The following is a 16,901-nucleotide window of genomic DNA, read 5'->3' as shown; positions in this document are numbered from 1 at the left end:
CGCTGCGGCCACTGAATCAAGAAGAGCAAAGGCAAGGGCAAAAGCATGGGTATCGAACAACATCAGGTGAAGGCGGCGGAGCTGTTGCATGCGGCGGGCATCCTGCCGGTGGTGACGATTCATACGCTGGACCAGGCGCGAGCGGTCAGTGCGGCGCTGCTGGAAGGTGGTCTGCCGGCGATTGAGCTGACGCTGCGCACGCCGGTGGCGATGGAAGCGCTGGCAATGCTCAAGCGCGAGCTGCCGGACGTGGTGGTGGGTGCCGGTACGGTGCTGACCGTGGAGCAGATGCAGCAGTCGATCGATGCGGGTGCTGACTTCCTGGTGACCCCGGGGACGCCGCCGGCGCTGGCTGATGCACTTGCCGCTGCGCCGCTGCCGGTGGTGCCGGGTGCGGCGACGCCGACCGAGCTGCTGTCGCTCTACGCCCGAGGTTTCCGCGTGTGCAAGCTGTTCCCGGCCACAGCCGTGGGCGGGCTGGCGATGATCAAGGGACTGGCCGGCCCGGTTGCCGACCTCAAGCTGTGCCCGACCGGCGGCATCACCGAGAATACCGCCGCCGAGTACCTCGAGCAGAAGAACGTGGTCTGCATCGGTGGTTCGTGGATGGTGCCGGGCAACTGGATTGCCAACGGCGAATGGGACAAGGTGCGCGCCAGCGCCGCCGACGCCGCGAAGATCATCAAGCGCGTGCGCGGCCACTGACATGAAGATCGGGGTCAGAGCCCTTTCCCGCCGGGAAAGGGATCCGACCCCAGGCTGCGAGCGCGCACAGCGCGCGACCCGCTCCTGCTCTTCAATCTTCATTCCGCGGTGGCGGCGCACGGAAACTGTCGGTAGCCCTGCGGAGGGATTGCGCAGGGGCGTAAGCGCCATGGATGGCGCGCCGAGCCTTCAGGGATGGATTCACGGCGTCCCCTGCGCGGTCCCTCCGCAGGGCCAACCCCAGAAATCCAACCGCACCACCGCGAGGGGCTCAGCCGTTGGCCGAAACCCTTACAACGGCCGCGCCGGATCCACCAGCCCGTACTGGCTGGCCATGCGCGCCAGCGCGATGTTGTCGTGGATCCCCATCTTCTCGAACAACCGCGCCTTGTGCGTGTTCACCGTCTTCGCACTCAGGCTCAGGCGCCGCGCGATGTCTTCTTGGCGCAGGCCCTGGGTCAGCAGCAAGGCTACTTCCAGTTCGCGCGGCGACAGGCTGTCGAACGGCGATCCATTGCCCTCCACCGTCGACAGGGCCAGGTTCTGCGCGATGCTGGTGCCCAGGTAGCGACGGCCCATGGCCACATCGCGCACCGCGCGCAGCAGCTCCTGTGCATCGCAACCCTTGCCGATGTAGCCCGCGGCCCCCGCCTCCAGCAAGCGCTTCGGCAGCGGCCCGTCTTCCAGCACCGATACGATCACCACGCGGGTGTTGCGGTGGCTGCGGACGATGCGCTCGGTCACTTCCATGCCACTCACACCGGGCAGGTGCAGGTCGCACAGCACCACGTCCGGCAACAGCTGGCGGACGTCGCGCAGTGCGTCTTCACCCGTCTCGGCTTCGCCCACCACCTCGATGTCGGTCTCCCCCGACAGGATCATCTTCATCCCGGTGCGGACCAGCGCATGGTCATCCACCAGGTAGACTCGAATCGTCATTCACGTACCTCTTCGAATGCGGCCATTGCAGGTCAAGCTAGGCAGGGCGCCGATACCCCTGCAAGCGCGTCCGGGACGCGATCCAGGCGTTCTGCCTTGCGCATCACAGTAACGCGCGTTGTGCTTGCCCCCTGTCTTGCAGAACCTGCTGCAACGAAACAACTGATCTATTACGTAGACGCCCCGGAAGGGTCATCCACGTCACCCCCCTGTGATGATGCTTCGCTGGCCGTCGCTGGCGGCGAATCCCGATGTCGCCAAGGATGCCGGCGACTGAACATGACCAGATAGCACCCTACCACCCAAACCAGCGCGGCACACCATCCGGCCAGGATGTCCGAGGGATAATGCACGCCCAGATAGACCCGTGAGACGCTCACCAGCAGGCTGAACGGGGGCGCCAGCAGCAGTACCGGCCAGCGCCAGCGGGTATTCCAGGCCAGCAGCACCAGGGTCGCGGCAAGGGTCATCGAGCCCATGGCGTGCCCGCTGGGGAAGCTGAACGTCGATTCCGGCGCAATCGACTCCCACAGGCTGGGGCGCTGGCGCTGGAAGAAGTGCTTGCTGCCCATGTTCAGCAACGCCGATCCCACGAAACTGACCGCGACAAAGGTCGCCTCGCGCCAGCGCCGGTAGCCCAGCAGCGCACCGATGATCAGCACGTCAGCAGGGATCAGGAACCACTCGTAGCCCAGTTTCGAGATGAGCACGAAGAAGCGGTCCAGCCATGGCGAATGCAGGCCATGCATCTGCCACAGCAGCGGCGCATCGAAATGGAACGATTCAAATTCGTGCACTTCGTCAGCCAGGGCGACGAAGCCCGCCAACGGCAGCAGTACGCCACCGAACAGCAGGACCAGGCGCCAGGCGTTGCGCGCCATCCAGTGGCGGAAACCGGAGGCCGACTCCGGAGCGGCGAGGATCGCAGGCTTATCCGGCGCTTCGGACATATTTGTGTTCGACGTAATCGTCGATCAGGGCGACGAACTCCTGGGCGATGTTGTCGCCACGCAGGGTCACCTTCTTCTCGCCATCGACGAATACCGGTGCTGCCGGCGTCTCGCCCGTGCCCGGCAGGGAGATGCCGATGTTGGCATGGCGCGACTCACCCGGCCCATTGACGATGCAGCCCATCACCGCCAGGGTCATGTTCTCCGCACCCGGGTGGTGGATCTTCCACAGCGGCATCTTCTCGCGCACATGGTTCTGCACCACTTTGGCCAGTTCCTGGAAGAACTCGGAGGTGGTGCGGCCGCAGCCCGGGCAGGCCGTGACCAGCGGCGTGAAGGCGCGCTGGCCGGTGGTCTGCAGCAGTTCCTGGGCGACGATCACTTCCTGCGTGCGCGACTGGCCCGGTTCCGGGGTCAGCGAGATGCGGATAGTGTCACCGATGCCTTCCTGCAGCAGCACGCTCAGCGCTGCCGACGAGGCGACGATGCCCTTGCTGCCGATACCGGCTTCGGTCAGGCCCAGGTGCAGGGCGAAGTCCGAGCGCTGCGCCAGGTCGCGGTACACCGCGATCAGTTCCTGCACGCCACTGACCTTGGCCGACAGCACGATCCGATCGCGCGGCAGGCCCAGTTCCACGGCCTGCTCGGCCGAATCCAGCGCCGAACGGATCAGCGCCTCACGCAGCACGCGGCCGGCGTCCCAGGGCTGCTCGCGCAGGTTGTTCTCGTCCATCAGCCTGGCCGCCAGGGCCTGGTCCAGCGAGCCCCAGTTGGCACCGATGCGCACCGGCTTGTTGTAGCGGATCGCGAACTCGATCAACTGGGCGAACTGCAGGTCCTTCTTCTTGCCGAAGCCGACATTGCCCGGGTTGATGCGGTACTTGGCCAACGCTTCCGCACATGCCGGTTCGGCAGTGAGCAGCTGGTGGCCGTTGTAGTGGAAGTCACCGATCAGCGGTACATCGATACCCATCATCGCCAGCTTGTCGACGATGCGCGGAATGGCCGCAGCGGCTTCCACGGTGTTGACGGTCAACCGCACCATCTCCGAACCTGCACGCCACAACTCGGCCACCTGCTTCACGCTGGAGGCCACGTCGGAGGTCTCGGTGTTGGTCATCGACTGCACCACCACCGGCTTGCCTCCGCCTACGGTGACCCCGCCGATCTGGACGGCATGGGTCTGGCGGCGGGGCCAGGCGGTGGCATCGGAGGGGGGAGTCGGGCGGGTGACGGCGTCATGCATGGGCGCATTCTACCGCCCACTCCCGCATTCGGGGTGACTCGCATTCAGCCTACGGCACGGCTGCGGCCGATTGTCGCAGGCATGTACACGCATGAACGCATACGATGAGCGTGAATGACCGGTCCCGACGCCCCGTTTCTCCGTACCCTGTGCAGCCTGCGCTGGCTTGCCGTAGGCGGCCAGGCCGCCACCATCCTGGTCGCGACCTGGGTGCTGGGCCTGCCGTTGCCGCAGCTGCCGTTGTGGGCCGGCGTGGCGGTGCTGGCCCTGTTCAACGTCTATACCCAGCTGCGCCCGGAAGCGGCCGACACTGCGCCGCTGACCGCATTCGGCCATATCCTGGTGGACGTGATCATCCTGACCTGGATGGTGGGCTGGAGCGGCGGCATGGCCAACCCGTTCAGTTCACTGTTCCTGATCCTGATCGCGCTGGCCGCCTTCGCCCTGCCCCTGCGCTGGGCATTGGCGGTCGCGCTGGCCTGCCTGCTCGGCTACGCCGCCAGCGGCATTTTCGGGCAGGCGCTGCCGGACGGCTACTTCCGCTCTCAGGACCTCAATCGCTGGGGCGTGGTCGCAAACTTCCTGATTTCCGCCACAGTGGTGCTGGCCTTCTCCACCCGCCTGGCACTGGCCCTGCGGGAGCGCGAACTGGAACTGTCGGCGCTGCGTGAGCGCTTCGCCCGCAACGAGGGCATCGTCGCCCTGGCCACCCATGCCGCCTCGGTCGCGCATGAGCTGAACACACCGCTGGCGACCATGACCCTGCTCGCCGACGATGTCGCCGAGCGCAGCGAAGAGCCTGAAGTGCGCGAAGACATGGAAACCCTGCGCGAGCTGCTGGTGCAGTGCCGGGAACGTGTGCTGGCGCTGGCCGCACCAGCCTCGGCCGACGCGCCGGGCCGCAGCCATTCCAGCGCCCAGCAGGTACTTGAACAATGGCGCCTGGTGCGGCCGACCATCGACCTGCACCGCAATGACGATGCGCCGCTGCGGCTGCCGCTCGACCCGGGCGTAGGCCATCTGTTGATGGTCCTGCTCAACAATGCCGCCGATGCCGGCGAGAAGGCCGGCCGGCCGCGTGTGGACCTGGACCTGCGCATCGAGGGCGACGACCTGATCGGCGAAGTACGCGACTACGGCCATGGTTTCGACGCCCGTGCCGCCGTGCTGCCGGGCAAGCTGTTCGGCAGCAGCAAGAGCGAGGGCATGGGCGTCGGCCTGGCCCTGTCCCATGCCACCATCGAACGCCTCGACGGCGAGATGTGGATGCGCCCGGCCCAGGGGGCCGGCAGCCGCGTCGGCTTCCGCCTGCCGCTGGCCCCACGCGAGGAAACCCCATGAGCGCCTCAACCCTTGGTCTGCTGGTCGACGACGACGAGCTGTACCTGCGCACCCTGCAGCGCAGCCTGGCCCGCAAGGGCCTGGAAACACAGACCGCACAGGATGCCGCCAGTGCCCTGGCACTGGCCCGCCAGCATCCGCCGGCGTTCGCGCTGATCGACCTGAAGCTGGGCAGCGATTCCGGCCTGGCGCTGATCCAGCCGCTGCGCGCACTGCGCGCGGACATGCGCATCCTGCTGGTGACCGGCTATGCCAGCATCGCCACCGCAGTGGAGGCGATCAAGCTGGGCGCGGATGATTACCTGCCGAAGCCGGCCACGGTGCCGATGATCCTGCGCGCCCTCGGTGAAGAGGACGACGGCCCGGCCGACGATGGCGAAATGGAAGTGCCCGATGCGATGACGCCGATCAGCCGCCTGCAGTGGGAACACATCCAGCAGGCGATGCACGAGACCGGCGGCAACGTGTCAGCGGCCGCACGCCTGCTCGGCATGCACCGGCGCTCACTGCAGCGCAAGCTGGCCAAGCGGCCCAGCCCGGAACGCGATCCGAGCCGGTGACGCGGTAGTACCGGCCGCTGGCCGGCAACCTCATGAACGCTGGGCACGTCACCGGAATGCCGGCCAGCGGCCGGCACTACCCGGGCATCAGCCCTTCAGCTGCGCCAGGATCTCGCGGGTCATCGGGTCGGCAACCGCCACATCCTCGCCCTGCAGCGCCGGCAGCAGGCCACTGGCCAGCTGCTTGCCCAGTTCGACACCGAACTGGTCGAAGGCGTTGATGTTCCAGATCACCGACTGCACGTACACAGCGTGCTCGTACATGGCGATCAGTGCACCCAGCGCCTGCGGGGTCAGCGCGTCGAGCAGGATCAGCGTGCTCGGCCGGCCCCCCGGGTAGTCGCGGTGCGGATCTTCGCTGCCCTGGCCATTGGCCAGCGCTTCGGTCTGCGCCAGCAGGTTGGCCAGCAAGGCCTGGTGATTGATCGTATAGGGATCATCGTTGTGCACACAGCCGATGAAGTCGGCCGGAACGACGCTGGTGCCCTGGTGCAACGCCTGGAAGAAGCTGTGCTGCACATCGGTGCCCGCCCCACCCCACCACACCGGCACGGTGTCGACGGTGACCGGCTGGCCGTCGCGCTGCACGCGCTTGCCCAGGCTTTCCATCACCAGCTGCTGAAGGTAAGCCGGCAGCAGCGCCAGGCGCTGGTCGTAGGTCATCACCGCGTGCGTAGCATGGCCCAGCAGGTTGCGGTTCCAGATGTCGGTGAGGCCGTGCAGCACCGGCAGGTTGCGCTCCAGCGGTGCATCCAGCGCATGCGCATCCATCTGCGCCGCGCCTTCCAGCAACTGTTCAAAACGTTCGAAGCCGATTGCCAGCGCAATCGGGAAACCGACCGCCGACCACAGCGAATAACGGCCACCGACCCAGTCCCACATCGGCAGCACGCGATCGGCGGCGATCGCGAAGGCCTTGGCGGCGCGCTCCGGATTGGCGCTGACCGCATACAGGCGCTCGCTGCCACCCAACCAGTCGTGCAGGATCTGGCCGTTGAGCAGCGTTTCCTGCGTGCCGAAGGTCTTGGAGATGAGGATGCCGGCGGTCTTCGCCGGATCCAGCGTGGCCAGCGTGCGCTGCATGGCGGCGCCGTCCACGTTCGACACGAAATGCACGCGCAGGCGCGCACCGGTGACCGGGCGCAGCGCATCGGCGACCAGGCGCGGGCCGAGGTCGGAACCCCCGATGCCGACACTGACCACATCGGTCACGCCGCTGTCTTCCAGCGCGCGCACCAGCACGCCCATGCGCTGGCGGATGCCACGCGCGGTGGCATAGGCCTCGGCTGCCACCGGCGCATCGACCACATCGCCACGCAGCGCGGTGTGCAGCGCGGCGCGACCTTCGGTCAGATTGACCTGCTCGCCGCGGAACAGGCGGGTGATGGCACCACCGACATCACGCTCGGCAGCCAGCGCCAGCAACGCCTGCAGCGCCGCGGCATCGTATTTCTGCCGGGCGAAGTTGACGTACAACGGACCGACCCGCAGCGCCAGGTCCTGCACGCGGCCGGGTTCGGCGGCGAGCAGACTGGGAATGCTTGCGCCCTTCAGGCGCTGGGCGTGGGAGTGCAGCGAGTCGAATCCGTTGTTCGTTGTCATGCGGCCTGGGTCGGGATCGTGTCGTTGGTGTGGGTGATCTGGTTCTTGCCATCAACGTACACCAGCTTCGGCTTGAAGCTGTCAGCTTCCTGCTCGGTCATGCTGGCGAACGCGGCGATGATGATGATGTCACCGACCTGCACGTGGCGCGCGGCGCCACCGTTGAGCGAGACAACGCCGCTGCCGGCTTCGGCGCGGATGGCATAGGTCGAGAAGCGCGCACCGTTGGTCACGTCCCAGATGTGCACCTGTTCGAACTCGCGGATGCCAGTGGCAGCCAGCAGGTTGTCATCGATGGCGATCGAGCCTTCGTAGTTCAGCTCGGAATGGGTGACGGTGGCGCGGTGGATCTTGGTCTTGAGCAGGGACAGGTGCATGGGGGCGCTGCAACGGCAAAGGAAAGAGCGGATTCTAGCACCCGCACAGCGCCGGGCATTACGGCCGGCAACCTGTTCAGGTAGGCGGTGAAACCAGGGGCGGATCCCTTTTCCCCTGGGAAAGGGATCTGACCCCATGCATCGCGCGGCGCCGCCGGAGTTCAGAACTCCAGGTTGTCGATCAGCCGGGTGGTACCCAGCCGTGCGGCGATCAGCGCCACCCGGCCGCCGCCGTCGAAGGTCGGCTCGGCCAGCTCCGGAGTGCGCAGCACCGCGTAGTCAACCTGGAAACCGGCCGCCTGCAATGCGGCAGTGGCCTCGGCCTCGATGCGATCACGTGCCTGCCCGGCCACGTAGCCCTCGCGCATCCCCAGCAGGGTGCGGTGGATGGTGGTCGCGACCGGACGCTGTTCGGCGCTCAGGTACTGGTTGCGCGAGCTCTTGGCCAGGCCATCCTCGTCGCGCACGATCTCCGCACCAACAATCTGGATCGGGAACGACAGCTCGGCCACCATCTGCCTGATCACGGCAAGCTGCTGGTAGTCCTTGCGGCCGAACACGGCCACGTCCGGCTGCACCTGCAGGAACAGGCGCGCCACCACCGTGCACACGCCATCGAAGTGGCCCGGGCGGCTGGCGCCTTCCAGCACTTCACTGACACCCGGCGCGTGCATGCGCGTGGTCCTGTCCACGCCCAGCGGATACATCGCCTCCACGCTGGGCAGCCACACGGCATCGCAGCCGACCTGTTCCAGCCCGGCAACGTCGGCCTCGGGCGTGCGCGGGTAGCGGCTGAAGTCCTCGTTCGGCCCGAACTGGGTCGGGTTGACGAAGATGCTCGCCACCACCTTGTCGGCATACTGGCGGGCCAGGGCCACCAGCGAGTGGTGGCCCCCATGCAGGTTGCCCATGGTCGGCACCAGCGCCACGCGCAGGCCCTCGCGCTTCCACTGGGCGATCTGCCCGCGCAGCGCGCCGAGCTCGTTGAAGGTCTGGATCATTGGGCGTACGCGTGCTGTTCGTCGGGGAAGCTGCCGTCGCGCACGGCGTCGGCAAACGCGCGGGTGGCACCGGCCACCGAGCCGCCTTCGGCAAGGAAATCCTTGACGAACTTGGGACGGCGATGGCCACTGTCCAGGCCGAGGAAATCGTGCAGCACCAGCACCTGGCCATCGCACTGCGGGCCAGCACCGATACCGATGGTCGGCACATCCACCGCAGCGGTCACTTCGGCCGCGACGGGGGTCGGCACGCATTCAAGCACCATGATGCTGGCGCCTGCGGCGGCCACGGCCTTGGCATCCTCCACCAGCTGGCGCGCAGCATCGCCGCGGCCCTGGATCTTGAAGCCGCCCAGGCGCAGCACCGACTGCGGGGTCAGGCCCAGGTGCGCGCAGACCGGAATCTCGCGCTCGACCAGGTAGCGGATGATGTCGACCTTGAAGCCGGCACCTTCGATCTTGACCATCTCGGCACCGGCCTGCAGCAGCTGCAGCGAGGCATCCAGCGCGCGTTCCGGGGTGGCATCGGCACCGAACGGCAGGTCGGCCACCAGCAGCGCACGCTGCAGCACGCGGGCCACGGCGCGGGTGTGGTAGACCATGTCGGCCACGGTCACCGGCAGGGTCGAATCATGACCCTGCACGACCATGCCCAGCGAATCGCCGATCAGGATCAGATCGACGCCGTTGGCATCGAAGGTGCGGGCGAAGCCGGCGTCGTAGGCGGTCAACATGACCAGCTTCTGGCCATTGCGCTTGGCCTCGGCCAGGGCGGGAACGGTCCAGGGCTTGCTGTCTGCGTGGGTGCTCATGTGCTGATAACCGGGGGAGATAACCCGGTCATTATCACCCTATCGGCGCAATCCCGCAGGCATCCACCCGCACCACTGCATCCCGCACGCTGCCATGACCGGGAATGGCCAGATCAGGCGCGATTTCGGCCAGTGGCACCAACACGAAGGCACGCTCGTGCAGGTAGGGATGAGGTACCTGCAGGCCGGGCAGGTCGATCACCTGCGTGCCATACAGCAGCAGGTCCAGGTCCAGCGCGCGCGGCCCCCAGTGCACCGCCGGATCGCGCACGCGTCCAAAGCCCCGCTCCAGTGCCAGCATGGCCTGCAGCAACTCATCGGCCGCCAAGGTGGTTTCGACCGCGGCCACGGCATTGACGAACGGCGGCTGGTCTTCATTGCCCCAGGCCGGGGTTGCATAGAGCCGCGAGGCCTGTCGCAGGCGCGTTCCCGGCAGGCCGTCCAGCGCGGCAATCGCCGCGCCCACGGTCGCGGCCGCGTCGCCAAGGTTGGCGCCGAGGCCGATCCAGGCGAGGGTCATCGCTTACTCGCCCGCCGCAGCAGCACCGGGACGTCGACGGCGACGGCGGCGCTTGCGCGGTGCCCCGCTCTCGTCATCGCCGTCTTCACTGTGCATCGCATCCAGCGACGACTCCAGCTCGCGACCGGACTGCGCCTGTACTTCGCGCCAGAACTCGACATCCACTGCATGCTCGGACGAAGCGACCTGGCGCAGGCTGAGGAAATCGAACGCGGCGCGGAAGCGCGGGTGGGTCAGGGTACGGAATACGCGCTTGCGCTGGCGCGAGCTGAAGCGCGACTGCAGCAGCCAGATCTCCTGCATCGGCAGCGAGAAGCGGCGCGGCAGCGCGATGGTGCTGAGCTGCTGCACGGTGACCCGGTCGGCGGCGCGGCGCTGCGCCTCTTCCGGTGCCACTCCCTGCTTGAGCAGGGTCGCCTGTGCGCGGCAGAACGCCGGCCACAGCAGCAATGCGAACAGGAACGCCGGCGAGACCGGCTCGTCGTTGGCCACGCGAGCATCGGTGTTGGCTAGGCCCTCGACCAGCATGCGGCGCAGCGCGCCGGTGCGGTTGGACTTCAGCGCCCTGGCGCTCTCCGGGAACAGCACGTCGAGCAGGCCGTAACGCTCAAGGCCTTCGAAGCTGGCCACGCCGTGCCCGGACAGGAACAGCTTGAGCACTTCCTCGAACAGGCGCGCCGGCGCGGCTTCGTTGAGCAGGCCGGCCAGGTGCGGGATGGGCGCGGCGGTACCCTCTTCGATTTGGAAGCCGAGCTTGGCCGCCAGGCGCACCGCACGCAGCATGCGCACCGGGTCTTCCCGATAACGCTGCTCGGGATCGCCGATCAGTTTCATCAGGCGCGCCTGGACGTCTTCGAAGCCGCCGGTGTAGTCGCGCACCGAGAAGTCCTCGATGGCGTAGTACAGGGCGTTGCAGGTGAAGTCTCGGCGGACCGCGTCGTCTTCGATGGTGCCGTACACGTTGTCGCGCACGAGCATGCCGTTTTCCATCTCGCGGTCGCCGCTGCCGTCATCGCTGTTGGCACGGAAGGTGGCGACTTCGATGATTTCGCGGCCGAACACAACGTGGGCGAGGCGGAACCGACGACCGATCAGGCGGCAGTTGCGGAACAGCTGCTTGACCTGTTCGGGCGTGGCATCGGTGGCCACGTCGAAATCCTTGGGTTGGCCATTGACCAGCAGGTCGCGCACCGCGCCGCCGACAAGGTAGGCGCCGAAGCCGGCATCGCGCAGGCGATAAAGCACGCGCAGGGCGTTCGGGCTGATGTCCTTGCGGGAGATCGTGTGCTGGTCGCGCGGGATGACGCGCAGGCTGAACGGTGATGTAGCAGGGGAAATGATGTTGGCGCTTCCGGTTGAAGTTTCGGGATTGCCCAATGGCATCGAGGTGCATATACTAGCGCTCCTGCCTCGGCAGCGACACAGTTACGCTCCCTTCGTCTAGTGGTTAGGACGTGGCCCTCTCAAGGCTAAAACAGGGGTTCGAGTCCCCTAGGGAGCGCCAGTCGCCGCAGCAGGAACCGAAAAAGCCCGCCTTGTGCGGGCTTTTCTGTTTTCCGGGGTTTGCAATGGCATCGATCGGCTTGGTCGCTTTGGCGCCTGCCTGCAATCGGCTTGAGCCGGTGGGGTCACCCAGGGCAGGACACGCCGTGAACCCATCCATGGGGGCTCGATGGCGCCATCCTTGGCGCCAACGGTCCTGCCCTGGGTGACCCCACCGACTCTGGACGGTTTCCCGCGAGCTGCGGCAACAACCGACCAGCACTTCGCCGCATCCGCACGCACCATGAAACTGTCAGGAGGGGGCGGGCCGCCCTCTCCAGGACCGTTGGCGCCATGGATGGCGCCATCGAGCACCATGGATGGGCCTTTGCGTGTCCTGGAGAGGGCGGCCTGCCCCCTCACACTCTGGACAGGCAGGCGCCAACGGAATGCAACCGAAGCCAGTCGCCGTCAGCCTTCCATCTGCTCCAGCTCCTTGCCCTTGGTCTCGCGCACGTAGCGGACCACGAAGACGATCGAGAGGATGGCCGCCACCGTATAGATGCCGTAGGCGCCGGCCAGGCCGATGCCGGCCAGCAGCATCGGGAAGGTCACGGTGATCGCGAAGTTCGAGGTCCATTGCGCGGCGCCGGCCACCGCCAGCGCCGGACCACGGATCTGATTGGGGAACATCTCGCCCAGCATCACCCACATCACCGGGCCCCAGGACATGTTGAAGAACACCACGTAGACATTGGCTGCCACCAGCGCCAATCGGCCTATGCCGTCGGACAACTGCAGGCGACCGTCGGCCAGGCTGCCACTGGCGAAGGCAACCACCATCAGCACCAGCGCCACCGACATGCCGACCGAACCGATCCACAGCAGCGGCTTGCGCCCGATGCGGTCGATCAACAGCACCGTCAGCAGGCAGGCACCGATGCTCAGCGCGCCGGACAACACGTTGATCAGCAGCGCGTCGCTTTCCGAGAAACCCACCGCCTGCCACAGCACCGCGCCGTAGTAGAACACCACGTTGATGCCGACCAGCTGCTGGAACATGGCCAGGCCGATACCCACCCAGAGGATCGGGCGCAGCTTGCCGGTGGCCTTGTTGCGCAGGTCGCCGAAGCGAGGCTTGTGCTGGTCCTGGGCCAGGCTCGCCTCGATCTCGGCCTGCTTGGCCGTGGCCGCGGCCTCGCCGTACAGCCGCGCCAGCACCGCCCTCGCCTGCCCCTGGCGCCCCTTCAACACCAGGAAACGGGGGCTTTCCGGGATCACCAGCAACAACAGGAGGAACAGCCCCGAGGGCAGCACCTGCATCCAGAACATCCAGCGCCAGGCCTCATGGCCCAGCCACAGGGGCTCGGTCGAGGCGCCGGCGGCACGCGCCAGCAGGTAATTGCTGAGGAAGGCCGCAAACAAGCCGCAGATGATCGCCATCTGCTGCACCGTGGCCAGCCGGCCGCGGTAACGCGCCGAGGCGACTTCGGCGATGTAGGCCGGTGACATCACGCTGGCCGCGCCCACCGCGAAACCGCCCAGCACGCGGGCGGCGATGAACAGCCAGGACGCGTGGGCCGCGCCGGCACCGAGCGCCGAGACAAGGAACATCAGCGCTGACACGATCAGGACACCGCGGCGTCCCAGGCGATCACCCAGCCACCCGGCCAGGAAGGCGCCGATCGCGCAGCCCAGCAGCATCGAGGCGACTTCGAAACCGAGCGCCGCCTCACTGGAGTTGAAGGCCTGGCGGAGGCCGTCGACCGTGCCATTGATGACACCACTGTCGAAACCGAACAGGAATCCACCAAGGGTGGCCACGCAGCTGATCAGGACGATGAATGCAGTGTTCTCACCGCCATGGGGCGCGGTGCTGGGCTGGGTTTGGGACATGGACGATCCTGCTGGGAAGGGAGTCCGGCCACGGTGGGCGACCGAGTGCCCCGCAGCGTCGCACAGCCCCCGCCGTGCCGCCAATGACTCCCACGGTCGCGCCTGCCAGACGCCCGTTCTCCGCCCCGCGCCGACACCGGGGGCCAACCTGTTCTAGAATTGGCAGGTTCAGGAATCGATCCACCCCCAAGCCCATGCCCTTTGTCGTCACCGAAAACTGCATCAAGTGCAAACACACCGATTGCGTGGAAGTGTGCCCCGTGGATTGCTTCCACGAAGGCCCGAACTTCCTGGTGATCGACCCGGATGAGTGCATCGACTGCACCCTTTGCGAGCCGGAGTGCCCGGTCAATGCGATCTTCCCGGAGGACGATGTTCCTGCCGGACAGGAAGGCTTCGTTGCCCTCAACGCCGAGCTGGCGAAGGAATGGCCGGTGCTGACCGTGCGCAAGGACCCGCCCGCCGACGCCGGCGAATGGGATGGCAAGCCGGACAAGCTGAAGCTGCTGGAGCGCTGAGAAGCGCCCACGGCGGTAACGAAAAGGGCGCCCATGGGCGCCCTTTTCTGTTCTTCGGCAGACCCCAACCGTGCGCTCCGGCAGGTGCCAACCGCGCAACCTGGTAGGTGCCAACCTTGGTTGGCACAAAAGCGCCGACCAAGGTCGGCCGCTACCAGAGCGGGTGCGGACCAAGGCCCGCAGCCATCCGACCAGCCCTTACTGGGCGAGCTTCGCCTTCAGCGCGGCGATCAGCTTCACCGGCGCTTCGGCGGTGGCCGGCAGGCCACGCGGGTCAACCGCGGAGATGTAGGCGCCGGCATCGACGGCCACTACGCGGACCAGGAAGTTGCTGCCCTCGTAGGCCACGTCGTACGAACCCAGCAACTGCGCGCGGCTGGCGATGGTCACGCCCTCCACGCCTTCCAGTGCGGTACCGACCTTGGCGAAGGCTTCATCCTTGCCACCGGCAATGGTGAAACCGGTGCTGCCGGCTGCCGGAGCCGCAGCAACCGGCGCCGCCGGCTTGGTGGCCGAGGCCAACGTCGGCACCTTGTTGTCGGTGGTGGCATTGGGCAGGTTCAGGTCCGGCGGCACTTCCAGCGGACGCATTTCCGGGGCCAGGGCGTAGTCGCCCTTGGCGCCGCGCTTGAAGCAGCCGGTGGTGCCGGCAGCGACCGCCACGGCAAGCAGGGCATAGGACAGCACGCGGACGGTGGAAACGGATTGACGCATGTGAATCTCCTGGGTCAGACCAAGACGGAAGGTCAGTGGCTGGAAAGGGCTTCGAGGGCGGCGATGTCGCCGGCAAGATGGTCGGCAGCCGGATGATGCGCTGCCGACAACGGCAGCAGTGGCAGGCGCAGGTCGTGACCGATGCCGATGCGGCGCAGCAGCGCCTTGACCGGGATCGGGTTCGGTTCGACGCCGCAGAAATCATGGAAGGGATGCAGGCGCGCATCCCACGACGCGGTGGCTTCGTGGTCGTGTGCGGCGGCCAGCTCGCACATCCGGCGGTAGGCACCGGGAAGCACGTTGGAACCCACTGAGATCAGGCCGTCGATACCGGCCTGGATCGAACGCGCGGCCGTACCGTCGTCACCGCTGAGCACGGCGAACTGTGGGCTGCGCAGGGCGAGCAGCGCCTGCACCCGGCCGGTGTCACCCACCGCCTCCTTGATGCCGACGATGTTGGGGTGGCTGGCCAGCTCGGCCACGGTCTCAGGCTGCATGTCGCAACCGGTACGGCCGGGCACGTTGTACAGCACGACCGGCAGCCCGCCCTGGTCGGCCACCGCACGGTAGTGCGCGATCAGACCGGCCTGGGTGGGGCGCACGTACGGCGGCGTGACCACCAGCGCGTGGCTGGCGCCGAGGGCGGCGGCACGACGGGTCTGTTCGATGGTCTTGGCAGTGCCCGAAAGGCCGGTACCGGCCAGGACCGGAATGCGGCCGCCGATGCGCTCGACCGCGCTGGCCAGCAGCAGGTCGTACTCGGCGTCGGTGAGCGTTGCCGCTTCGCCGGTAGAGCCGGCTACGACAACGCCATGGACGCCACCTTCCAGTTGCAGGTGCAGCAGGCGCTGCCAACCGTCGGGATCGAGGGCGCCGTCGGCCCGGAACGGGGTCGCCAGCGCGGTGATGAGGCCGGAAAGGGACAAGGACGTGCTGCTCTTGGCTGGGAAGGGAAAACGCCCGCCACGAAAGGCCGGGGGCGACTTGAATGTTACTTGCGGCGCGAAAGCACGGGCAAGTATGCTGGACACCGGTGGATCCCCGCCTCTGGCGGGCATTCAGACTAACGCATGCATTACCCGGAATCGCCTTGACCGACACCACCCCGCGCCCCGCGCCGAGCGAAAACCACCTCCTGATCAACGCCTATACGACGCATCCGGAGTCCCCCCTGCTGTCCGTCACCCGCCGCATCGCCGACAGCGGCTGCAATCTGGTGGATGCACGCCTGGCCACGGTCGGCCGCGATGTCTCGGTTACCGCCCTGGCCACCGGCTCCTGGGACTCGGTGGCCAAGCTTGAGGCGATGCTGACCCGGCTGGAGCGCGAGGAAGGCCTGAAGCTGGTCTGGTACCGCACCGCCGCCAAGCAGGCGCAGTCCAACCTGCTGCCGTACATCGTCGAAGTGATCGCCGCCGACAAGCCGGGCATCCTGTTCCAGCTGGCCGACTTCTTCGACCGCCAGGGCATCACCATCGAGAACCTGCAGAGCACGCGCTACCGCGCCATGCAGACCGGTGCGGAAATGTTCAGCGCACAGGTCACCATCGGCGTGCCGGCCAACATGCACATCGCCGCGCTGCGCGACGATTTCCTCGAGTTCTGCGACCACCTGAACCTGGACGCGATCATGGATCCGATGAAGTTCTGATTCTTCGCGCGTCTCTCACGGGCGCGTGGCGTTTCATGTAGCTGTAATGGCAAGAACCCAGGCTCGACAGAAGGACCTCATGAACAACGGCGACACCCTGGACAGCACCACCCTCTCCCTGCCACTGGCACTGTCCGGCGGCGACCAGGCCACCCTCGGCGACTACGCAGGCCAATGGCTGGTGCTGTATTTCTATCCCAAGGACAGCACCCCGGGTTGCACCACCGAAGGCATCGACTTCAACGCGCTGCTGCCGAAGTTCAGGAAAGCCGGCGCCGTCGTGCTGGGCGTCTCGCGCGACTCGGTGAAGTCGCACGACAACTTCTGTGCCAAGCAGGGCTTCAATTTCCCGCTGGTCAGCGACGGCGACGAAGCGCTGTGCACCGCCTTCGACGTGATCAGGATGAAGAACATGTACGGCAAGCAGGTACGCGGCATCGAACGCAGCACCTTCCTGATTTCCCCCGACAGCCGCATCGTGCAGTCCTGGCGCAAGGTCAAGGTTGCCGGCCATGCCGATGCCGTTCTCGCCGAACTGAAGGCCTCCCAGTCCAAGTGAGTCCCACTGCCTACTGTGTCTGCCATCA

Annotated in this window: 18 protein-coding genes and 1 tRNA gene; 7 read left to right on the top strand and 12 right to left on the bottom strand. The window is 66.9% G+C overall.

What is annotated here, in order from left to right; all coding sequences use genetic code 11:
- Positions 1-45: 45 nt before the first annotated feature.
- Positions 46-705, top strand: coding sequence for a bifunctional 4-hydroxy-2-oxoglutarate aldolase/2-dehydro-3-deoxy-phosphogluconate aldolase (eda, locus tag PEM_RS06135; RefSeq protein WP_049400946.1), 660 nt, complete (start codon positions 46-48; stop codon positions 703-705).
- A 291-nt stretch (positions 706-996) separates the two neighbouring features.
- Here the strand turns inward: eda and PEM_RS06130 are convergent, their stop codons facing one another.
- From PEM_RS06130 to ispG, 3 genes are all read right to left on the bottom strand, one after another.
- Positions 997-1,644 (bottom strand): response regulator, encoded by a 648-nt coding sequence (locus PEM_RS06130; RefSeq protein WP_005416124.1) that lies wholly within the window; start codon positions 1,642-1,644, stop codon positions 997-999.
- Positions 1,645-1,814: 170 nt separating this feature from the next.
- Positions 1,815-2,594, bottom strand: a complete 780-nt coding sequence (locus PEM_RS06125; RefSeq protein WP_065185210.1) for a phosphatase PAP2 family protein — start codon at positions 2,592-2,594, stop codon at positions 1,815-1,817.
- Positions 2,575-3,840, bottom strand: a complete 1,266-nt coding sequence (ispG, locus tag PEM_RS06120; protein WP_005416122.1) for a flavodoxin-dependent (E)-4-hydroxy-3-methylbut-2-enyl-diphosphate synthase — start codon at positions 3,838-3,840, stop codon at positions 2,575-2,577. Before ispG ends, PEM_RS06125 begins: the two co-directional genes overlap by 20 nt.
- A gap of 114 nt (positions 3,841-3,954) precedes the next feature.
- On the opposite strand from ispG, the gene PEM_RS06115 reads away from it, so the two are divergent.
- Both PEM_RS06115 and PEM_RS06110 read left to right on the top strand, forming a co-directional pair.
- On the top strand, positions 3,955-5,181 hold the full coding sequence (locus PEM_RS06115) for an ATP-binding protein (protein WP_005416121.1): 1,227 nt from the start codon (positions 3,955-3,957) through the stop codon (positions 5,179-5,181).
- Complete coding sequence (locus PEM_RS06110) at positions 5,178-5,741, top strand: response regulator transcription factor (RefSeq protein ID WP_005409063.1); 564 nt, start codon at positions 5,178-5,180, stop codon at positions 5,739-5,741. Before PEM_RS06115 ends, PEM_RS06110 begins: the two co-directional genes overlap by 4 nt.
- Positions 5,742-5,828: 87 nt before the next feature.
- Here the strand turns inward: PEM_RS06110 and pgi are convergent, their stop codons facing one another.
- From pgi to pcnB, 6 genes are all read right to left on the bottom strand, one after another.
- Entirely contained in the window at positions 5,829-7,343 is a 1,515-nt protein-coding gene (pgi, locus tag PEM_RS06105; protein ID WP_111129115.1) for a glucose-6-phosphate isomerase, read from the bottom strand.
- Positions 7,340-7,720, bottom strand: coding sequence for an aspartate 1-decarboxylase (panD, locus tag PEM_RS06100; protein ID WP_005409061.1), 381 nt, complete (start codon positions 7,718-7,720; stop codon positions 7,340-7,342). The genes pgi and panD overlap by 4 nt, the downstream gene beginning before the upstream one ends.
- Positions 7,721-7,881: 161 nt before the next feature.
- Entirely contained in the window at positions 7,882-8,721 is an 840-nt protein-coding gene (gene panC, locus PEM_RS06095; RefSeq protein WP_111129116.1) for a pantoate--beta-alanine ligase, read from the bottom strand.
- Positions 8,718-9,533 carry a 3-methyl-2-oxobutanoate hydroxymethyltransferase gene (gene panB, locus PEM_RS06090; RefSeq protein WP_049439732.1) on the bottom strand — a complete coding sequence of 272 codons (816 nt, stop codon included), beginning with the start codon at positions 9,531-9,533 and terminating at the stop codon, positions 8,718-8,720. Before panB ends, panC begins: the two co-directional genes overlap by 4 nt.
- Positions 9,534-9,567: 34 nt before the next feature.
- Positions 9,568-10,053, bottom strand: a complete 486-nt coding sequence (gene folK / locus PEM_RS06085) for a 2-amino-4-hydroxy-6-hydroxymethyldihydropteridine diphosphokinase (RefSeq protein WP_005416118.1) — start codon at positions 10,051-10,053, stop codon at positions 9,568-9,570.
- A gap of 3 nt (positions 10,054-10,056) precedes the next feature.
- Complete coding sequence (gene pcnB, locus PEM_RS06080) at positions 10,057-11,436, bottom strand: polynucleotide adenylyltransferase PcnB (protein WP_162911578.1); 1,380 nt, start codon at positions 11,434-11,436, stop codon at positions 10,057-10,059.
- A gap of 46 nt (positions 11,437-11,482) precedes the next feature.
- On the opposite strand from pcnB, the gene PEM_RS06075 reads away from it, so the two are divergent.
- Positions 11,483-11,557, top strand: a tRNA-Glu gene (locus PEM_RS06075).
- 449 nt (positions 11,558-12,006) lie between these two features.
- On the opposite strand, the gene PEM_RS06070 is transcribed toward PEM_RS06075, so the two are convergent.
- Positions 12,007-13,431, bottom strand: a complete 1,425-nt coding sequence (locus tag PEM_RS06070; protein ID WP_111129119.1) for a sugar porter family MFS transporter — start codon at positions 13,429-13,431, stop codon at positions 12,007-12,009.
- A 194-nt stretch (positions 13,432-13,625) separates the two neighbouring features.
- On the opposite strand from PEM_RS06070, the gene fdxA reads away from it, so the two are divergent.
- Positions 13,626-13,949 carry a ferredoxin FdxA gene (gene fdxA, locus PEM_RS06065; protein WP_005409054.1) on the top strand — a complete coding sequence of 108 codons (324 nt, stop codon included), beginning with the start codon at positions 13,626-13,628 and terminating at the stop codon, positions 13,947-13,949.
- 198 nt (positions 13,950-14,147) lie between these two features.
- Here the strand turns inward: fdxA and PEM_RS06060 are convergent, their stop codons facing one another.
- Entirely contained in the window at positions 14,148-14,663 is a 516-nt protein-coding gene (locus PEM_RS06060) for a hypothetical protein (protein ID WP_005416115.1), read from the bottom strand.
- Between the two features lie 32 nt (positions 14,664-14,695).
- Positions 14,696-15,589 (bottom strand): 4-hydroxy-tetrahydrodipicolinate synthase, encoded by an 894-nt coding sequence (gene dapA / locus PEM_RS06055; RefSeq protein ID WP_005416114.1) that lies wholly within the window; start codon positions 15,587-15,589, stop codon positions 14,696-14,698.
- Positions 15,590-15,753: 164 nt separating this feature from the next.
- On the opposite strand from dapA, the gene PEM_RS06050 reads away from it, so the two are divergent.
- Together PEM_RS06050 and PEM_RS06045 are read left to right on the top strand one after the other, a co-directional pair.
- On the top strand, positions 15,754-16,314 hold the full coding sequence (locus tag PEM_RS06050; RefSeq protein WP_005409051.1) for a glycine cleavage system protein R: 561 nt from the start codon (positions 15,754-15,756) through the stop codon (positions 16,312-16,314).
- Between the two features lie 79 nt (positions 16,315-16,393).
- Positions 16,394-16,873, top strand: coding sequence for a peroxiredoxin (locus PEM_RS06045; protein ID WP_005416113.1), 480 nt, complete (start codon positions 16,394-16,396; stop codon positions 16,871-16,873).
- The last annotated feature ends 28 nt before the right edge of the window (positions 16,874-16,901 follow it).

The organism is Stenotrophomonas sp. Pemsol (assembly GCF_003586545.1).
Taxonomy (GTDB): Bacteria; Pseudomonadota; Gammaproteobacteria; order Xanthomonadales; family Xanthomonadaceae; genus Stenotrophomonas; species Stenotrophomonas sepilia.
The sequence above is the reverse complement of the archived record's forward strand: the minus strand, read 5'-3'. Positions and strand labels throughout refer to the sequence as shown.

What these genes read in the sequence shown, in the direction of transcription:
- panD (WP_005409061.1), bottom strand. Translation starts at nt 7,720, where the DNA reads ATGCACCTGTCCCTGCTCAAGACCAAGATCCACCGCGCCACCGTCACC.
- PEM_RS06070 (WP_111129119.1), bottom strand. Translation starts at nt 13,431, where the DNA reads ATGTCCCAAACCCAGCCCAGCACCGCGCCCCATGGCGGTGAGAACACT.
- pcnB (WP_162911578.1), bottom strand. Translation starts at nt 11,436, where the DNA reads ATGCCATTGGGCAATCCCGAAACTTCAACCGGAAGCGCCAACATCATT.
- PEM_RS06115 (WP_005416121.1), top strand. Translation starts at nt 3,955, where the DNA reads ATGACCGGTCCCGACGCCCCGTTTCTCCGTACCCTGTGCAGCCTGCGC.
- PEM_RS06130 (WP_005416124.1), bottom strand. Translation starts at nt 1,644, where the DNA reads ATGACGATTCGAGTCTACCTGGTGGATGACCATGCGCTGGTCCGCACC.
- folK (WP_005416118.1), bottom strand. Translation starts at nt 10,053, where the DNA reads ATGACCCTCGCCTGGATCGGCCTCGGCGCCAACCTTGGCGACGCGGCC.
- PEM_RS06125 (WP_065185210.1), bottom strand. Translation starts at nt 2,594, where the DNA reads ATGTCCGAAGCGCCGGATAAGCCTGCGATCCTCGCCGCTCCGGAGTCG.
- PEM_RS06060 (WP_005416115.1), bottom strand. Translation starts at nt 14,663, where the DNA reads ATGCGTCAATCCGTTTCCACCGTCCGCGTGCTGTCCTATGCCCTGCTT.
- panB (WP_049439732.1), bottom strand. Translation starts at nt 9,533, where the DNA reads ATGAGCACCCACGCAGACAGCAAGCCCTGGACCGTTCCCGCCCTGGCC.
- pgi (WP_111129115.1), bottom strand. Translation starts at nt 7,343, where the DNA reads ATGACAACGAACAACGGATTCGACTCGCTGCACTCCCACGCCCAGCGC.
- PEM_RS06110 (WP_005409063.1), top strand. Translation starts at nt 5,178, where the DNA reads ATGAGCGCCTCAACCCTTGGTCTGCTGGTCGACGACGACGAGCTGTAC.
- fdxA (WP_005409054.1), top strand. Translation starts at nt 13,626, where the DNA reads ATGCCCTTTGTCGTCACCGAAAACTGCATCAAGTGCAAACACACCGAT.
- eda (WP_049400946.1), top strand. Translation starts at nt 46, where the DNA reads ATGGGTATCGAACAACATCAGGTGAAGGCGGCGGAGCTGTTGCATGCG.
- PEM_RS06045 (WP_005416113.1), top strand. Translation starts at nt 16,394, where the DNA reads ATGAACAACGGCGACACCCTGGACAGCACCACCCTCTCCCTGCCACTG.
- ispG (WP_005416122.1), bottom strand. Translation starts at nt 3,840, where the DNA reads ATGCATGACGCCGTCACCCGCCCGACTCCCCCCTCCGATGCCACCGCC.
- panC (WP_111129116.1), bottom strand. Translation starts at nt 8,721, where the DNA reads ATGATCCAGACCTTCAACGAGCTCGGCGCGCTGCGCGGGCAGATCGCC.